This is a genomic window from Nocardioides alkalitolerans (assembly GCA_038184435.1).
Classification (GTDB): Bacteria; Actinomycetota; Actinomycetes; order Propionibacteriales; family Nocardioidaceae; genus Nocardioides; species Nocardioides alkalitolerans_A.
Genome location: CP116227.1, coordinates 2,498,855 through 2,514,176, shown reverse-complemented (window position 1 = coordinate 2,514,176; position 15,322 = coordinate 2,498,855). Strand labels below are relative to the sequence as shown.

Genomic DNA, 15,322 nt, shown 5'->3' with positions numbered 1-15,322 from the left:
CGTACTCGCCGTCCGCGCGTTACCCAGGTTTTCCTCCCCATGCCTTCCGCCGACGCGCTCCGACGGCGGAGGGTGGGGGCGCACACGTCGTCCACTCCATCTCGGGAGCACCACCATGCGCGACCTCGCCCAGCCCTGCCCCCCTGCCGCCCACCGGGCGACCTCCTACCTCGCCGCCGCCGTCCTCGCGGCGCTCCTCGCGATCGGCAGCCTGCTGGTCGCGCCCTCGCCGGCCCACGCCGCGACGTACTCGGCGCCGGTGACGCAGGCCGTCGCCGACCTGCCGGTCGCCGCCGAGAACCGCACGGGCTACAGCCGCGACCTGTTCCGGCACTGGATCGACGCCGACGGCGACGGGTGCAACACGCGCGCCGAGGTGCTCCTCAGCGAGGCGGACTCCGCGCCGAGCGTCGGGTCGGGCTGCTCGATCTCCGGCGGTCGCTGGTACTCCTACTACGACGCGACCAGCTACACGAGCGCGTCCTCGCTCGACATCGACCACATGGTGCCGCTGGCGGAGGCGTGGGACTCCGGCGCCTCGCGGTGGTCGTCGAGCCGCCGGGAGGCCTTCGCCAACGACCTCGGCTTCTACGGGTCGCTCATCGCCGTCAGCGCCTCCTCCAACCGCTCGAAGAGCGACCAGGACCCCGCCGAGTGGATGCCCTCCGGCTCGCGCTGCCGCTACGTCACCGAGTGGGTGTCGGTGAAGCACCGCTGGGGTCTCACCGTCGACGCGGCCGAGAAGCAGGCGCTGACGTCGTACGCCGCGGGCTGCTCCCAGACGGTGAGCGTGACGATCTACTGATCGGCCCGCTGATCGGCCCGCTCGTCCTCCCCAGCCGCAGCGCGGGGGACCGCTGTCCCCAGGCCCCGTCCGGGCACGCCCGGGCGGGGTCGCTGCGTCCTAGCGTCGTCCTCGTCCGCGCCGGACGGTCCGGTGCGCACGGGACGGGGGACGAGATGGCACGTCGAGCAGCAGGGATCGCGATGGGGACCGTGGCGGGAGCGGCGGTGGGGGCCGTGGTGGCCCTCGCGGTCGGCGGGGGCGGTGCGGTGGCCGCCGTGGGTGCCGAGGGTGCCGCCGAGCGGGCGCCCGGCTGGGTGCCGCCGGGCGACACGGTGGTGGCGGTGAAGGGCGACGCCGACAACGGGTTCTCGATCGAGCACCACGACGGCACGACGCTGCACCCGCCGACGCTGTCGGAGGCGACGGCGGAGTGCGGGGAGTACGACACGGAGGTGCAGGTCGCGGTGTGCGTCGCCGAGGTGGAGACGTGGTACCGGGACCTCGCCGACCTCCAGGTCGCCATCGCCTGGGCCCGCCACGACGCCGGCGGGGGAGGCCGTGGCGCGGTGCACGCCGGCTGACCGGCTGCGGGCCTCGTCACGGCTCGGGGCGGCGCCTCCTCTGGCATGATCGGGCCTCGTGGAGGCGCTGCCCGTCGATCGGATCTGGGCCAAGGGCCGGCTGTCGGCGAGCGCCCGGGTGGCGCGGTGGCGCTCCAAGCGCTTCCAGGTCGCCCAGTGCGCGATCGCGGCCGGTGTGGCCTGGTTCCTGGCCGCCGACGTGCTCGGCCACGACCACCCGTTCTTCGCGCCCGTGGCGGCCGTGCTGGGTCTCGGCACGTCCTACGGTCAGCGACTGCGCCGGGTGGCCGAGGTGGCGGTCGGCGTCGCCGTCGGCGTGCTCGTCGCCGACCTCCTCGTGCTGCAGATCGGTTCGGGCTGGTGGCAGCTGATGCTCATCGTCGTGCTGTCGATGTCGACGGCGCTGCTCCTCGACGGTGGGCAGCTGCTGGTCACCCAGTCGGCGGTGCAGGCCATCTTCGTGGCCACGCTCGTGCCGACGCCGGGCGGCGCGTTCGTGCGCTGGACCGACGCCCTCGTCGGGGGCGCGGTGGCGCTGGTGGCCGCGACGCTCGTGCCGTCGGCGCCGCTACGGCGCCCGCGGGAGCAGGCGGCCGTGGTGGTGCGCAAGATCGCGGCGCTGCTGCGGGCGGCCTCGGAGGTGATGGTCGACGGCGACACCGAGCGGGCCTTCGACGTGCTGGCCGACGCCCGGGCCACCGACTTCCTCATCCGCGAGCTGCAGGACGCGGCCGACGAGGGCATGTCGGTCGTGGCGTCGTCACCGTTCCGGTTCCGGCACCGCGACTCGGTGCGGCGCATGAGCGAGCTGGTAGAGCCGCTGGACAAGGCGCTGCGCAGCACGCGCGTGCTGACGCGGCGCACGGCGATCGCGGCGTACCGCCGTCGGCCGGTGCCGCCGGGGTACGCCGTGCTGTGCCGGGAGATCTCCGAGGCCGCGGAGGCGGTCGCGGGCGAGCTCGCCCACAACCGCATGGCGACCGACGCGCAGCCGCTGCTGCTGCGGGCGGCCCGCGGCTCGGCCCAGCTGGAGCGCACCGACGAGCTGAGCGTCGAGGTGCTCCTCGCCCAGATGCGCTCGGTGATCGCCGACCTGCTCGAGGTCACGGGCATGGAGGCGCTGGAGGCGACGGACGCGCTGCCGCCCGTGGGCTGAGGCGGCTGGCGCTCGGCGGCCCCGGGCCTCGAGCGCTCGGGCGTTCAGGCCGGCGCGATCCCGTCGCGCAGCTCGCGCACGACGGCGTCGACGACCGCGACGAGGTCGCCACCGCCGGCGGTGACGGCCCGCTGGCGCTGGTACGACGCGCCGCGGCGGGGGATGTCCGCGACGCTGCGGAGCTCGTCGGCGCACCCGAGCCGTCGCGCCACGGGCTCGAGCCGGGTCAGCAGGTCGTCGAGGTCGTCCGTCACGAGGCGCTCGTTGGAGGCCGCGTCGAGGATGATGATCGCGTCGAGGCCGTAGCGCGCAGTGCGCCACTTGTTCTCCTGCACGTGCCACGGCGGCAGCACGGTGAGTGTCTCGCCGGCGGCCAGCCGGGTGTCGAGGTCGACGACGAGGCAGTGCACGAGCGCCGTCAGTGCGGCGAGCTCGTCGAAGTTGGAGACGCCGTCGCAGACACGGTTCTCGATGGTGCCGAGGTGGCTGGCGGGACGCACGTCCCAGCGGATCTCCGAGAGGTCGTCGATGACGCCGGTGGTCATCTGGTCGTGCGCGAAGGCCTCGAACTCCTCCCAGCGCTCGAACTGGAAGGGCAGGCCCGCGGTGGGCAGCTGCTGGAACATGAGGGCGCGGTTGGAGGCGTAGCCGGTGTCGGTGCCCGCCCAGACGGGCGACGACGCCGAGAGGGCCTGGAGGTGGGGGTAGTAGGTGAGCAGCGCCGACAGCACCGGCATCACCCGGGCCTGCTCCGGCAGGCCGACGTGCACGTGCACGCCCCAGATGAGCATCTGGCGCCCCCACCACTGGGTGCGGTTGATGAGCTCCTCGTAGCGGTGGCCCGGCGACAGCTGCTGGGTCGACCACGAGGCGAAGGGGTGGGTGCCCGCGCCGAACAGGTCGGCGTCGTGCTCCGCGGCGGCGGCGGCCACGACGTCGTACGTCGTGCGCAGGTCGGCCATCGCCTCGCCGACGTCGTCGCAGACCCCCGTCACCAGCTCGACGGTGTTGCGGAGCAGCTCGGCGTGCAGCAGGTGGGGCTGCTCCAACCGCCCGTGGGCGGTGGTGAGCACCTCCTGGGCCCGACTGACGAGGTCGCGGGAGGTCCGGTCCACGAGCGCCAGCTCCCACTCGACGCCGAGCGTCGGGCGGGGCGATCCGCGGAAGTCGATGCGCACGGCACGAGCCAACCACAGGAACCCCCACCACGCCCGTTTCGGCCGCGAGCGAGCGGCAGGCATCATGCGGGACGTGGCTGCCGAATCCCTCGACGCACGGACCCTCAACCTCACGCTGGACCTCAGCCTGCGGGTGGGGGAGGTGCTGCTCTCCTCGGGTGCGGGCGCCGCCGACGTGACGGCCACGATGCAGTCGCTGGCCCGCCACCTCGGCGTGCGACACCCCGAGATCGACGTGACCTTCACCTCGCTCTCGATGTCCTACCAGGCCGACCCGGGTGAGCCCCCGATCGTGCAGATCCGCCAGGTGAAGCAGCGCGACATCGACTACGACGACCTCACCAAGGTCGACCGCCTGGTGACCGCCGTGCTGACCGACGAGATCGACCTCGTCGAGGCGCGGTCCCGCCTCGCGGGCATCGTCTCGTCGGGCCACGGCTCGCCCCGCTGGCTCGTCACCGGTGCCTGGGGGTTCATGTGCGCCGGGGTGACGCTGCAGCTCGGCGGGTCCCTCGTGGTGGTCGGCCTCGCGCTGGTGGCCGCGGTGCTCATCGACCGGGTGCAGCTCGCCATGGCGCGGCGCCGCCTCCCGACGTTCTACCTCCAGGTCGCCGGCGGGCTCGTGGCCGCGGTGCTGGCCACGGGCATCGCCGCCGTCGTCCCCGACGTCGACGTGTCGCTGATGGTCACCGCCAACATCATCATGCTGCTCGCCGGGATCGGGTTCATGGGCGCGATCCAGGACGCCCTCACGGGGTTCTACGTCACCGCCAGCGCCCGGATCCTCGAGGCGTTGCTCGCGACGGCCGGCATCATCGCCGGCGTCAGCGGGGGCCTCACGCTGGCGTCGGTCGTGGGGGTCGAGATCACCAACGTCGACCCCGGGCGCGCCGGCTGGGTCGGCGTCGGCATGCTCGCCCTGGGCTCCGCGGTCTGCGCGGCGGCCTTCGCGGGCGCGACCTACGCCCCGCGTCGCTCGATCCTGCCGCTCGCGGTCGTCGCGTCGCTGGCGATCCTGCTCTACTCCGCCGTGCGGGAGGCCTCCGACAGCCGTGTCTGGGCGGCGGGCATCGCCGCCTTCGGCATCGGCCTCGTGGCCTATGGCGTCGCCGGCCGGGTGCGCGTGCCGCCGCTGGTCATCGTCGTGCCGGCGATCGTGCCGATGCTGCCGGGGCTCACGATCTACCGCGGCCTCTCGCTGCTCGCCGAGGGCGGCGGCTCCACCTCGCCCGGGCTGCTGGCCCTCGTGCAGGCCGCGTCGGTGGCCGTCGCCCTCGCCTCGGGCGTGATCCTGGGGGAGTACGTCGCCCAGCCCCTCAAGCGGGAGGCCGCCCGGCTCGAGAACCGCCTGGCCGGCCCCCGTCTCGTCGGACCGCTCCGGGCCCGGGCGGCGCGTCGCCGCTGAGCCCGCCGGCCGGGTCCGGTCCGCGTTTTCTTCCTCCCCGGTCAGCCCGGCGGAGGCAGGTCGGTCCGGGTCGAGCGCCAGCGCGGGTCGTGGCGCCCGAGCCCGACCGCGGCGCCGACGAGCAGCACGCCGCCCCCGACCGCCAGGTACGGCGCGACCAGCGCCCAGCGCAGCAGCACGGCCTGGTAGCCCGTGAACGCGAGGCCGCCGTCCCCGTCCGAGCCGGCGGCCCGCACCTCCCGCGCGTCCAGGGTCGCGCCCGGGCGGGGCTCGTCCCCGCCGTACCGGTTGCTGACCTCGCCCGTGACCGGCGTGCCGCCGTCGTACGCCGTCCACGCGGCCTCGCAGGTCACGGGCCGTCCGGGCGGGGGACCGGTGCGGCAGGTCGCGTCGGCCGGCACGGAGACCTCGACGACGTGCTGCTCCGCCCAGCCGGCGGCCGTGCCGTGCATGAACCACCACACGGGTCCGCCCAGCACCAGCAGCAGGGCACCGAGCACCGCCACGCACTCGAGCAGGCGGACCAGGCCGGGACGGTCCGGCGGGCGGAGGTGGACCGGCAGCCCCGGGGTGCCGCCGCTCACCGGAGCGCCCGCAGCACGTCGAGCCAGTGCGCCACGGTGGCGCGGTCGAACGGCGGCGCGCCGTCGCGCACGGCGGCGAACGTCGTGGCGCTCGACGCCTCCGCGGCGGCGACGAGGTCGTCGGGGTAGCCGAGGCTCACCCGGTGGTCGGCGAACTCGTCCTCGTCGTCGACGAACACCGTGCCGTCGGCGCGACGGATGACGTCGAGGTCGAGGTCGACGGAGCGCAGCACCGGCACCGGTCCGGTCAGGTCCCACCGCGGCGGGGTGGCGACGTCGACGTACACGTCGCACCAGAGGCCGGCGTCGAGGAGGGCCGCGACCCGGTGCTCGGCGGTGATCCTCACCACCTTGTCGACGGCGGAGTCGAACGCGGCGCCGGGACGCTCGTGGTGGGTGCCGGCCGGCACCCCGAGCCAGGTCCCGTCGGCGTCGGAGCCCAGCACCACGGCGTCGTAGCGCCAGTGGGGCGCTCCGCCGTGCTTGCTCATCTCGACGCGCACCGCGTCGCCGGCAGCCGGGGTCATGGCTCCGTTCTACCCCCTCGGGTGCGTGAGCGCTTGGGGGACCGGACAGGATGGCTCGACGTGGTGACCGACGAACGCACGCGGACCGTCCCGACCGGAGCGATCCGCCCGACGAGGGGTGCCCTCGTCGTCGCCGTGGGGGCCGCGCTCCTCGTCGTCGTCGCCACCGTCGTCGTCCGCCTCTCGGCCACGCCGGTGGCCGCGCTCTCCGCTGCCGGGCTGCTCGCGCTCCTCCGCGGCGGCCTGCCGCGGCGGGCGCTCCGCACCCCGCTCGACCTGGCCGTCGCCGCTGGGCTGGGGGCGGGGGTCCTGGCCTTCTGGATCAACGGCCACGGGGGGAGCCGCCTCTGGGCGCACCTCGCCTTCGCGCTGGCCTTCTACCTGCTCGTCGGCGTGCAGGTCGCCTGGCGGCGCGGCCGCACCGTGCTCGCGCTGGCGGCGGCCGCAGCGGTCGGGACGACCGCGCTCGTGGCCGTCCTGCAGTGGGTGCTGGGGCTCGACACGGGCTACTGCCGCGCGGAGATCGTCGGCGGGGCGGACAGCTGCGAGCGCGCGGTCACGGCCGTGCGGGTGATCGGCACGCTGACCAACCCGAACCTGCTCGCGCCCGTGCTGGTGCTCCTCGTGCCGGTCGGGTGCGTCGCGCTGCGGGGCACCCTCGGCCCGCGGGTCGGGCGGCGGTGGGCCCAGGCGGCGGCGATCGCCCTCGGCGCGCTGGGCACCACGGCCCTCGTGATGACGCTGTCGCGGGGCGGCCTCGTCAGCCTCGTCGCCCTGACGGTGGCCGCGCTGGCGCTGCGGAACCCCTCGTCCCGCACGCTGGTGGGCTCCGCGCTGGGCGTGGCGGCGGGCATCGCCGTGGCCTTCGGGACCCTGCTGGCGCGTTTCTCGCTGGGACCGCGCACGGAGGTCTGGCGGGTGTCGCTGGAGCTGGTGCGGGAGCACCCGTGGGGCGTCGGCCTCGGCCGCTCGGGACCGTTCATCGACGCGCGCATCCCGGGTGACCAGCGGTTCTACCACTCCCACAACCTGTGGCTGACCTGGCTGGTGGAGGCCGGGCTGCCGGGCCTGCTCGCGGCCCTGACGCTCTCCGTCGTCCTCGCCGTGCTGGTCGTGCGCGGGGCGCGTCGGCGGGACGCGCTGAGCATCGCCGCCGGTGTCGGGCTGGCGGGCTTCGCCGTCATCAGCCTCTTCGACAACCCGTCGTTCCGCACCACGGTGGCGGTGCCCCTGTGGACGGTGGTGGCGATCCTCGTCGCCGGCGAGCTGGGGGCCCGCCGGCGACGAGGGTCACCGGTCGACGGCGTGGATCAGGGCAGCACGCGCTTGGCGCCGAACGCGAACACGTCCTGGTAGCGGGCGCCCAGGAGCTTGCCGATCTGGTGCAGCGCGTGGGCGTCGGCACCGATGAGCAGCCGCGGCTGGTTGCGCAGCACGGCCTTCACGATCGCGGCGGCCGCGTCCTCGGGAGAGGTGCGGGCCAGCTTCTTGTCGAAGAGCTTCGCGAGGGCCTCGAGGTCGTCGCCGTCGGTCACGCGACCGTTGCGGACGATGCCCGTCTTGATGCCGCCCGGGTGCACCGCGGTCACGCCGACCTTGTGCTTGCCGATGAGCATCTCCTCGCGCAGCGCCTCGGTGAAGCCGCGCACGGCGTACTTCGTCGAGTTGTAGAGCGTCTGGCCCGGCATCGAGATGAGCCCGAAGAGCGACGAGAGGTTGACGACGTGGCCGTCGCCGGAGGCGATGAGGTGCGGCAGGAACTCCTTGGTGCCGTTGACGACACCCCAGAAGTTGATGTCGACGATCCACTCCATCTGCTCGTAGGTCATGTTCGCGAAGTTCCCCGTCATGGAGACGCCCGCGTTGTTGACCACGACGTTGACGCGACCGAACTGGTCGGCGACGGCCTCGGCGTAGCCCACGATCTCCTCGCGCTTCGCGACGTCGAGGGTGTCCGAGCGCACGGCGCGCGCGCCGGCGGCCTTGACGAGCTCGACGGTCTCGGCCAGGCCGGCCTCGTTGACGTCGGAGACGGCGACGTGCGCCCCCCGACCGGCGGCGTTCACGGCCAGCGCGCGTCCGATGCCGGAACCGGCACCGGTGATCACGACGACCTTGTCGTCCAGGGACTTCATGCGGTCACGACCTCTCGATCGGGGGTGGTGGGAGTGGTGGGGGGAGTCTCGCGGGTGGGGGCGGCGTCGGGCGGGGCGGTGGCCGGCACCGGTCCGGTCACCGTGTAGGCGCGGGTGTCGAACGAGCGCAGCCCGAGCCGGAGGCTGACCGTGGAGCGCGGCCAGAGCGTGGTGTTGCGGCCGTGCTCGTCGAGGTACCAGCTCGCGCAGCCGCCGGTGCTCCAGACCGTACGGCGCATCCGACGGTGCAGCCGGCGGTTCCAGTCGTCCTGCGCGTCGCGGCGGGGCTCGACCGCGGCGTACGAGTTCTGGGCCATGACGCGGAGGGCGTCGCGGATGTAGGCGACCTGCGACTCGATGACGAAGACCATGGAGGAGTGCCCGAGCCCGGTGTTGGGCCCGACGACCTGGAACAGGTTGGGGAAGCCGTGGATGGTGGTGCCGCGGTAGGCCTGCATGCCGGTCTCGGCCCAGACGTCCGCAAGGCTGCGGCCCTCCCGGCCCACGATCTGGTGGGCGATCGGCTGGTCGGTGGTGTGGAACCCGGTCGCGACGACGAGCACGTCGATCTCGCGCTCGGTGCCGTCCGCGGTCACGATGCCGGTCGGTGTGATCCGCGCGATGGGGTCGGTGACCAGCTCGGCGTTGTCGGCGTCGAGCGCCGGGTAGTAGGTGTTCGAGATCAGGATCCGCTTGCAGCCGATCTTGAAGTCGGGGGTGACCTTGCGGCGCAGCTCGGGGTCGGAGATGCCCGTGCGGATGTTGGCACGGGCCATCAGCTCCGCGGGCTTCGCGATGTCGGGGAGCATCGTGAACGCGGGCACGTAGGTCTCGCGGCCCCAGTAGATCGCCGTGCGGTAGAGCCGTCGCAGGCCCGGCACCTTGGCCAGCGCGAGGCGCTCGACGGCGGGGTAGGTGCGGTCGTGGCGCGGGATGACCCACGGCGCGGTGCGCTGGTAGACGTCGAGGCGGCCGGCGACCTGCTGCAGCTGCGGCACGATCTGGATGGCGGAGGCACCGGTGCCGATCACGGCGATGCGCTTGCCGGCGAGGTCCGCGTGGTGGTCCCAGCGGGCCGAGTGGAAGATCTCGCCGCCGAAGTCCTCGATGCCCGCGATGTCGGGGAGCCGGGGCTCGGAGAGGCCGCCGGCGCCCGAGACGAGGACGTCGGCGGTGAGGGAGCCGGCGCTCGTGGTGACGTCCCAGCGCTGGTGGGTCTCGTCCCAGGCCGCGTGCTCGAGGGACGTGGAGAACACGAACCGGTCGAGCACGCCCGCGGACGCGGCGACGCGGTCGAGGTACGCCTTGATCTCGGGCTGCGGGGAGAACGACCGCGACCAGTCGCCGGGGGCGAACGAGAAGCTGTAGAGCTGGCTCGGCACGTCGCAGGCCGCGCCGGGGTAGGTGTTGTCGCGCCACGTGCCGCCCACGGAGTCGCCCTTGTCGACGACGAGGAAGTCCCGCCCGTCCTCGTCGAGGCGGATCGCGGTGGCGAGCCCGGCGAAGCCGGCGCCGACGACGAGGACGTCCACGTGCGCGGGGAGAGGTCCCCGGAAGCCCTGAGTGCTCATGGACCGAGGGTGGCACGCTGTTGAACGAAGGTCAATAGCCAATTGGAACGCAGTTCAGTAGAGTGCCGTCCATGTCCGCCGCGTCCGGTTCGCCCCGCGTCCGCCTCGACCCCGCCACGCGCAAGGAGCAGCTGCTCGACCTCGGCGTCGAGCTGCTCTCGACCCGCGACCTCGACGAGCTCTCCATCGACCTCCTGGCCGAGCGTGCGGGCATCTCGCGCGGGCTGCTCTACCACTACTTCGGCAACAAGCAGGAGTTCCACGAGGCCGTCGTGCGGCGGGCCGCCGCCGACCTCATCGCCGTCACGGCGCCGGTCGAGGAGGGGGACATGGGCACGCGCCTGCTCGTCTCCCTCGACCGCTACCTCGCGTTCGTCGAGGCCAACCATCGGGGCTACGTCTCCCTCGTGCGGGCCGCCAACGGCAGCAACCCCGTCATGCGGGAGATCTACGAGGAGGCCCGTGCGGCCCTCACCGACCGCATCTTCGCCACCGCCGGCGAGCAGGGTCTCGCGGAGTTCGGCGTCGTCGACACGGCGGCCGTGCGCCTCTTCGTGCGGGGCTGGGCGGTCCTCGTCGAGGACGTCGTCATCCGGTGGGTGGAGGACCCGGCGGGCGTCGCCCGCGACGACCTGCTGCTCTCGCTGTCCGCGATCCTGGCGCAGGTCGCCGTCAGCGCGCCGCCGGTGCGGCCCGAGGGCTGAGCGCTACCGGGGCACCCCGCTTCCCCGTCCCCGCCCCGGATGAGAGCCTGACGCGGTGTCCTGGCAGATGACCGCGATCGGCGCCTTCATGCGCCTGACGCGCAAGCGTTCCTTCGCCGACCCGGAGGGGGGCGCGGCCCTGCTCGCGCGATCCAAGGGGTCTCCGGTGCCGCCGGCCGCCGTCACGCGGCGGGTGGACGTCGCCACCGAGGTGGTCGACGGGTTCGACGTCTACTCCGTGGTGCGGCGCGGCACCCCCGTCGGGCAGCGGCCCGTCGTCGTCTACCTCCACGGCGGCGCCTACGTGAACGAGATCGTCAAGCAGCACTGGCAGCTCGTCGCGCGGATCGCCGAGGAGCTCGACGTCGAGGTCCAGGTCCCGATCTACGGCCTCGCCCCCGACCACGACGCGGCCGAGGCGAGGGCGTTCGTCGCGACGGTGCTCCAGCGGCTCGTCGCGGACGGGCGCGCGGCGTACCTGATGGGGGACTCCGCCGGCGGCGGCCTCGCGCTCGTCGCCGCCCAGGACGAGGTGGAGCGGGCGACAGCGTCGGCCGGTGCGCGCCCCTCGACGCTCCGGGGGCTGACCCTCATCGCCCCCTGGCTCGACCTCTCGATGGCGAACCCCGCCGTCGACGCCGTGGAGCTCGTCGACCCGTGGCTGGCGCGCGCTGCGCTGCGGGAGGTGGCGCGGGTCTGGGCGGCCGGTACGCCGCTGGACGACCCCTCGGTGAGCCCCCTGTTCCGCTCGACCGAGGGCCTGCCCCGCGTCGAGCTGTGGGTCGGCACGCGCGACGTGACGCAGCCCGACTGCCGCCTGCTCGCCCAGCGCCTCGCCGGCACGGGTGAGGTCGGTTACCACGAGGTCGAGGGCGCGATCCACGTCTTCCCGATCCTGCCGGTCCCCGAGGGGCGGCGGGCGGTGGTCGAGATCCTCGGTCACGTCGCGCGCGATCTCGGCGTCGCGCCGCCCGCCGACCGCAGTTGACTTGTTGTCGGGATGACAACTAGCGTCGCGGGGTGGAGTACCGCAGCGAGTTCCCCGTCTTCTACCTGACCGTCGACGTCGTCGTCTTCGCGGTGCTCGACGGTGTCCTCGCGGTGCTGGTGGTGCGGCGCGGCGAGGACCCGTACGCCGGGCGCTGGGCCCTGCCCGGCGGCTTCGTCGGCGACGGGGAGGAGCTCCTCGACGCCGCGCGGCGCGAGCTCGTCGAGGAGACCGGGATCGTCGGGGACGGGCTCGCCCTCGAGCAGCTCAAGACCTTCGGCGCCCCCGACCGCGATCGCCGGCCGCACCGCGTCGTCAGCGTGGCCTACCTCGCCGTCACCCCCCACGCGGAGGCCACGACCGCCGGGACCGACGCCGACGAGGCCGTCTGGCGCCCCGTCGACGAGGTCGCGGGCACCCTCGCCTTCGACCACGACGAGATCCTCGCGACGGCTCGCGAACGGGTGGCCTCAAAGCTCGAGTACACCCGCCTCGCCCGGTCCTTCCTCCCGGCCGAGTTCACGCTCGCCCAGCTGCGCGGGGTGTACGAGGCCGTGTGGGGCCTCGACATCGACCCCGGCAATTTCCAGCGCAAGCTGCGCTCCGCCCGCGACTTCCTCGAGTCGACGGGCACCTCTGCCAAGCCGGCCGGGGGCCGTGGCCGCCCCGCCGAGGTGTTCCGGCCGATCGGCGAGCCGTTCGACAAGCTCGCGACGCCGATTTTCCGCAGCGCGATGTGAGGTGGGGGCGGGGGCCCCGCCCGGGCGCCGCACCGCCGAGGCGCTACGACCAGGAGGCGTCACACCGGAAGGGGCGCCCCACCGCGCACGCGCCGTACGGTTTCGGCCACCTCCCCGACCGGGATCGTGCGGTGCGCCAGCCCGCGCCGCAGGCGTCGGATGCCGTGGAGGTCCTCGACGGCCGTGCGCACGATGTCGACACGGCTGTCGGGGTCGTCCACCCAGTCGACGGGCACCTCGTGGATCCGCAGCCCGGCTCGCTCGGCCAGCACGAGCAGCTCGGTGTCGAAGAACCACGAACCGTCCTCGACCAGCGGCAGCAGCGCCGCCGCGGCGTCGGCCCGCACCCCCTTGAACCCGCACTGCGCGTCGCGGAACCGCACGTGCAGCGCGTGGCGGAGCAGCAGGTTGTAGCCGCGCGAGACGACCTCGCGCTTCGGCCCGCGGCGTACCCGCGACGTCGGGCTCAGCCGCGAGCCCACCGCCAGGTCGGAGTGGCCCGAGACGAGCGGCGCGACGAGGGGGAGCAGGGCCCGCAGGTCGGTCGAGAGGTCGACGTCCATGTAGGCGAGCACCGTGGCGTCGGACGCGCCCCACGCCGCCTTCAGCGCCAGGCCGCGCCCCTTGGCCTCGAGGCGGCGGTGCCGCACCCCGGGGTACGTCGCGGCGAGCCGCGCCGCGACCTGGGGCGTGGTGTCGGTCGACGCGTTGTCGACGATGGTCACCCGCCAGCTCCACGGCAGCGTCGCGAGGTGCTCGGTGAGCCGTGCGACGGCCCGGGGGAGCGCACGCTCCTCGTCGTGCACGGGGACGACCACCTCCAGCAGCGGGCTCACCGGACCCCGCCCGCGAGGTCGTAGAGGGTCACGCCGTCGATGGTCGTCGCGGTGAAGTTCTCCTCCACCCACGCGGTGATCGCGCTGGCGGTGCTGCGCGTCTCGTCGTCGCCGGCACCACCGGGACCTCCGCCGAGCTGGCCGCCGCCGGCGACGAACCAGTGCACCTCGCCGTTCGCGACGTAGGTCTGGAACTCCTCCAGGGTCGGGCTCGGGTCGGTGCCGTTGAACCCGCCGATGGCCATCACCGGCTCCTCGCTCGCGAGCTGGTAGCCCGACGCCGAGTTCGAGCCCACCGTGGCGGCGGCCCAGGTGAAGGCGTCCGCGTCCTGCTGGAGCAGCGTGGTGACGGCCTCCGTCGGGTCGCTGCCCTCGAGCAGTCCGCCGACCGCACCGCCGCCTCCCCCTCCCGCTGGGGTCGCCCTGCCGCGTCCGGCACCCGGCCCCGTGCCGCCGGCCGTCGCGGGCCCGGCCGTGACGATCGAGCCGGTGTGGGGCGTCGCGGCGGTGGCGGCGGAGTACGCCGCGGGCCCGGCCAGGGCCGCGACGACGGCGACGGACGCCACCGCGGTGGCCGCCCGGCGGGGGAGGTGCCGGGCGCCGACGACGAGGAGCGCGGCGGCGAGGCCGACGACCGCGACCGTCCAGCGGAGCCACGGCATCCAGCCGCTGCGCTCGAGGAGCACGAACGCCCAGGTCGCGGTGAGGGCGAGCGTGCCGCCGAGCACGCCCGACGCGACCAGCGAGGCGCGGACCCGCCACAGCACCCAGCCACCGACGGCCGCGAGGAGCGCGACGGCGGGCGCCAGGGCGACGGTGTAGTACTCGTGGAAGATGCCCTGCATGAGGCTGAACGTCGTCCCGGTGACGAGCAGCCAGCCGAGCATGAGCACGAGGGCGGCGCGCACCGCCCGCGCGCGCTCCAGGCCGCGGGCGAACCAGAGACCGGCGACGCCGAGCACGAGCGCGGCCGGCAGCAGCCAGGAGATCTGGTCGCCCAGGGCCTCGGTGAACAGGCGCAGGGGTCCCGCCGTGCCCCAGCCACCTCCGCCGCCGACGGAGCCCTCCTCGTCGCCGTTCAGGCGGCCGAGCCCGTTGTAGCCCAGGGCCAGCTCCAGGATCGAGTTGTCCTGCGAGCCGCCCACGTAGGGCCGCGAGCCCTCCGGGACGAGCTCCACGATCGCGATCCACCAGCCGCCCGCGACCACCATCGCGCCGAAGGCCACCAGCAGGTGCCCGACCCGCTTCCACCAGGGGGCGGTGGCGAAGACCGCGTACGTCGCGGCCAGCGCCGGCAGCACCAGGAAGGCCTGCAGCATCTTGGCGAGGAAGGCGAGCCCGACGAGTGCCCCGGCGAGCGCGAGCCAGCGCACGGGGTGGACGCTCTCGAGGGCGCGCAGCGTGGCCCAGGCGGCGGCCAGCAGGAGCAGCACGAGGGCGGCGTCCGGGTTGTCGAAGCGGAACATCAGCGTGGCGACCGGCGTCAGCGCCAGGGCCGCGCCCGCGAGGAGGCCGGCCGTCGCGGAGCCGGTGGCCCGCCGGACCGTGGCGTGCAGCAGCGCCACGGCGCCGACGCCCATGAGGGCCTGCGGCACGAGCAGGCTCCACGACGACAGCCCGAATACCCGGATCGACAGGGCCATCGGCCACAGCGACAGCGGCGTCTTGTCGACGGTGATCGCGCCGCCGGCGTCCGAGGCGCCGAAGAAGAACGCGGACCACGACTCCGAGCCGGCCTGGGCCGCCGCGGCGTAGAACGAGTTGGCCCAGCCGGACGCGCCGAGGTCCCAGAGGTAGAGCAGCGCCGTACCCACCAGCAGGACCACGAGGCCGAGACGCTCGGCGCTGCGCCGGTCGAGACGCACCCGGCGCAGCCGGTCCGTGATCGGGATCGCGGCCGGGCGCGGGTCCGGGTCGAGACGGGCGTCCGCGGGGTCGGCCGACCGTGCGGCGGGGCCGGGGGAGGTGACGGTCGAGTCCATGCCCCGACCCTCGGGGCCGGTGCTGGGTGCCGCGTGGGGGCGGTCTGTGGGGACGCTGTGAGCCGCGTGCGGCGTACCGGTGCGCGGTGCCCGGCCCGGCCGGGGCGGGGAAAGTGCGCGGGGTACGGCGCGGGGGAAGGAAAACGCG

The 15,322-nt window shown here is 74.4% G+C and carries 15 protein-coding genes; 8 read left to right on the top strand and 7 right to left on the bottom strand.

What is annotated here, in order from left to right; all coding sequences use genetic code 11:
• Positions 1–115: 115 nt before the first annotated feature.
• From PIR53_11985 to PIR53_11975, 3 genes are all read left to right on the top strand, one after another.
• On the top strand, positions 116–805 hold the full coding sequence (locus tag PIR53_11985) for an HNH endonuclease family protein (GenBank protein ID WZH50741.1): 690 nt from the start codon (positions 116–118) through the stop codon (positions 803–805).
• Between the two features lie 155 nt (positions 806–960).
• Positions 961–1,368 carry a hypothetical protein gene (locus PIR53_11980; GenBank protein ID WZH50740.1) on the top strand — a complete coding sequence of 136 codons (408 nt, stop codon included), beginning with the start codon at positions 961–963 and terminating at the stop codon, positions 1,366–1,368.
• A 58-nt stretch (positions 1,369–1,426) separates the two neighbouring features.
• Positions 1,427–2,524, top strand: coding sequence for an FUSC family protein (locus tag PIR53_11975; protein WZH50739.1), 1,098 nt, complete (start codon positions 1,427–1,429; stop codon positions 2,522–2,524).
• A gap of 44 nt (positions 2,525–2,568) precedes the next feature.
• On the opposite strand, the gene PIR53_11970 is transcribed toward PIR53_11975, so the two are convergent.
• The gene (locus PIR53_11970; protein WZH50738.1) at positions 2,569–3,702 is read right to left on the bottom strand and encodes a glutamate--cysteine ligase; all 1,134 of its coding nucleotides are present in this window, start codon (positions 3,700–3,702) and stop codon (positions 2,569–2,571) included.
• Between the two features lie 73 nt (positions 3,703–3,775).
• On the opposite strand from PIR53_11970, the gene PIR53_11965 reads away from it, so the two are divergent.
• Positions 3,776–5,107, top strand: coding sequence for a threonine/serine exporter family protein (locus tag PIR53_11965; GenBank protein WZH50737.1), 1,332 nt, complete (start codon positions 3,776–3,778; stop codon positions 5,105–5,107).
• Positions 5,108–5,148: 41 nt separating this feature from the next.
• Here the strand turns inward: PIR53_11965 and PIR53_11960 are convergent, their stop codons facing one another.
• Positions 5,149–5,691 (bottom strand): hypothetical protein, encoded by a 543-nt coding sequence (locus tag PIR53_11960; GenBank protein WZH50736.1) that lies wholly within the window; start codon positions 5,689–5,691, stop codon positions 5,149–5,151.
• Entirely contained in the window at positions 5,688–6,218 is a 531-nt protein-coding gene (locus tag PIR53_11955; GenBank protein ID WZH50735.1) for a DUF402 domain-containing protein, read from the bottom strand. The genes PIR53_11960 and PIR53_11955 overlap by 4 nt, the downstream gene beginning before the upstream one ends.
• 63 nt (positions 6,219–6,281) lie before the next feature.
• On the opposite strand from PIR53_11955, the gene PIR53_11950 reads away from it, so the two are divergent.
• On the top strand, positions 6,282–7,574 hold the full coding sequence (locus PIR53_11950) for an O-antigen ligase family protein (protein WZH50734.1): 1,293 nt from the start codon (positions 6,282–6,284) through the stop codon (positions 7,572–7,574).
• On the opposite strand, the gene PIR53_11945 is transcribed toward PIR53_11950, so the two are convergent.
• Together PIR53_11945 and PIR53_11940 are read right to left on the bottom strand one after the other, a co-directional pair.
• Positions 7,529–8,353 carry an SDR family NAD(P)-dependent oxidoreductase gene (locus PIR53_11945; protein ID WZH50733.1) on the bottom strand — a complete coding sequence of 275 codons (825 nt, stop codon included), beginning with the start codon at positions 8,351–8,353 and terminating at the stop codon, positions 7,529–7,531. The two genes, PIR53_11950 and PIR53_11945, sit on opposite strands and share 46 nt — an antisense overlap.
• Complete coding sequence (locus PIR53_11940) at positions 8,350–9,924, bottom strand: NAD(P)/FAD-dependent oxidoreductase (GenBank protein ID WZH50732.1); 1,575 nt, start codon at positions 9,922–9,924, stop codon at positions 8,350–8,352. The genes PIR53_11945 and PIR53_11940 overlap by 4 nt, the downstream gene beginning before the upstream one ends.
• A 71-nt stretch (positions 9,925–9,995) precedes the next feature.
• On the opposite strand from PIR53_11940, the gene PIR53_11935 reads away from it, so the two are divergent.
• From PIR53_11935 to PIR53_11925, 3 genes are read left to right on the top strand one after another with little or no spacing between them, the layout of a single operon-like run.
• On the top strand, positions 9,996–10,628 hold the full coding sequence (locus PIR53_11935) for a TetR/AcrR family transcriptional regulator (GenBank protein WZH50731.1): 633 nt from the start codon (positions 9,996–9,998) through the stop codon (positions 10,626–10,628).
• Positions 10,629–10,683: 55 nt separating this feature from the next.
• Positions 10,684–11,616: an alpha/beta hydrolase gene (locus PIR53_11930; protein WZH50730.1), complete on the top strand. Its 933-nt coding sequence runs from the start codon at positions 10,684–10,686 to the stop codon at positions 11,614–11,616.
• Positions 11,617–11,648: 32 nt separating this feature from the next.
• Positions 11,649–12,356 (top strand): NUDIX domain-containing protein, encoded by a 708-nt coding sequence (locus PIR53_11925; GenBank protein ID WZH50729.1) that lies wholly within the window; start codon positions 11,649–11,651, stop codon positions 12,354–12,356.
• A 59-nt stretch (positions 12,357–12,415) separates the two neighbouring features.
• Here PIR53_11925 and PIR53_11920 read toward each other — a convergent pair whose 3' ends face one another.
• Positions 12,416–13,192: a glycosyltransferase gene (locus PIR53_11920; GenBank protein WZH50728.1), complete on the bottom strand. Its 777-nt coding sequence runs from the start codon at positions 13,190–13,192 to the stop codon at positions 12,416–12,418.
• Positions 13,189–15,174, bottom strand: coding sequence for a glycosyltransferase family 39 protein (locus PIR53_11915; protein ID WZH50727.1), 1,986 nt, complete (start codon positions 15,172–15,174; stop codon positions 13,189–13,191). The genes PIR53_11920 and PIR53_11915 overlap by 4 nt, the downstream gene beginning before the upstream one ends.
• Positions 15,175–15,322: the final 148 nt, after the last annotated feature.

Bases quoted from the DNA above. Each gene is read 5' to 3' on its own strand.
- PIR53_11985 (WZH50741.1), top strand. From the start codon at position 116: ATGCGCGACCTCGCCCAGCCCTGCCCCCCTGCCGCCCACCGGGCGACC.
- PIR53_11980 (WZH50740.1), top strand. From the start codon at position 961: ATGGCACGTCGAGCAGCAGGGATCGCGATGGGGACCGTGGCGGGAGCG.
- PIR53_11955 (WZH50735.1), bottom strand. From the start codon at position 6,218: ATGACCCCGGCTGCCGGCGACGCGGTGCGCGTCGAGATGAGCAAGCAC.
- PIR53_11945 (WZH50733.1), bottom strand. From the start codon at position 8,353: ATGAAGTCCCTGGACGACAAGGTCGTCGTGATCACCGGTGCCGGTTCC.
- PIR53_11940 (WZH50732.1), bottom strand. From the start codon at position 9,924: ATGAGCACTCAGGGCTTCCGGGGACCTCTCCCCGCGCACGTGGACGTC.
- PIR53_11935 (WZH50731.1), top strand. From the start codon at position 9,996: ATGTCCGCCGCGTCCGGTTCGCCCCGCGTCCGCCTCGACCCCGCCACG.
- PIR53_11915 (WZH50727.1), bottom strand. From the start codon at position 15,174: ATGGACTCGACCGTCACCTCCCCCGGCCCCGCCGCACGGTCGGCCGAC.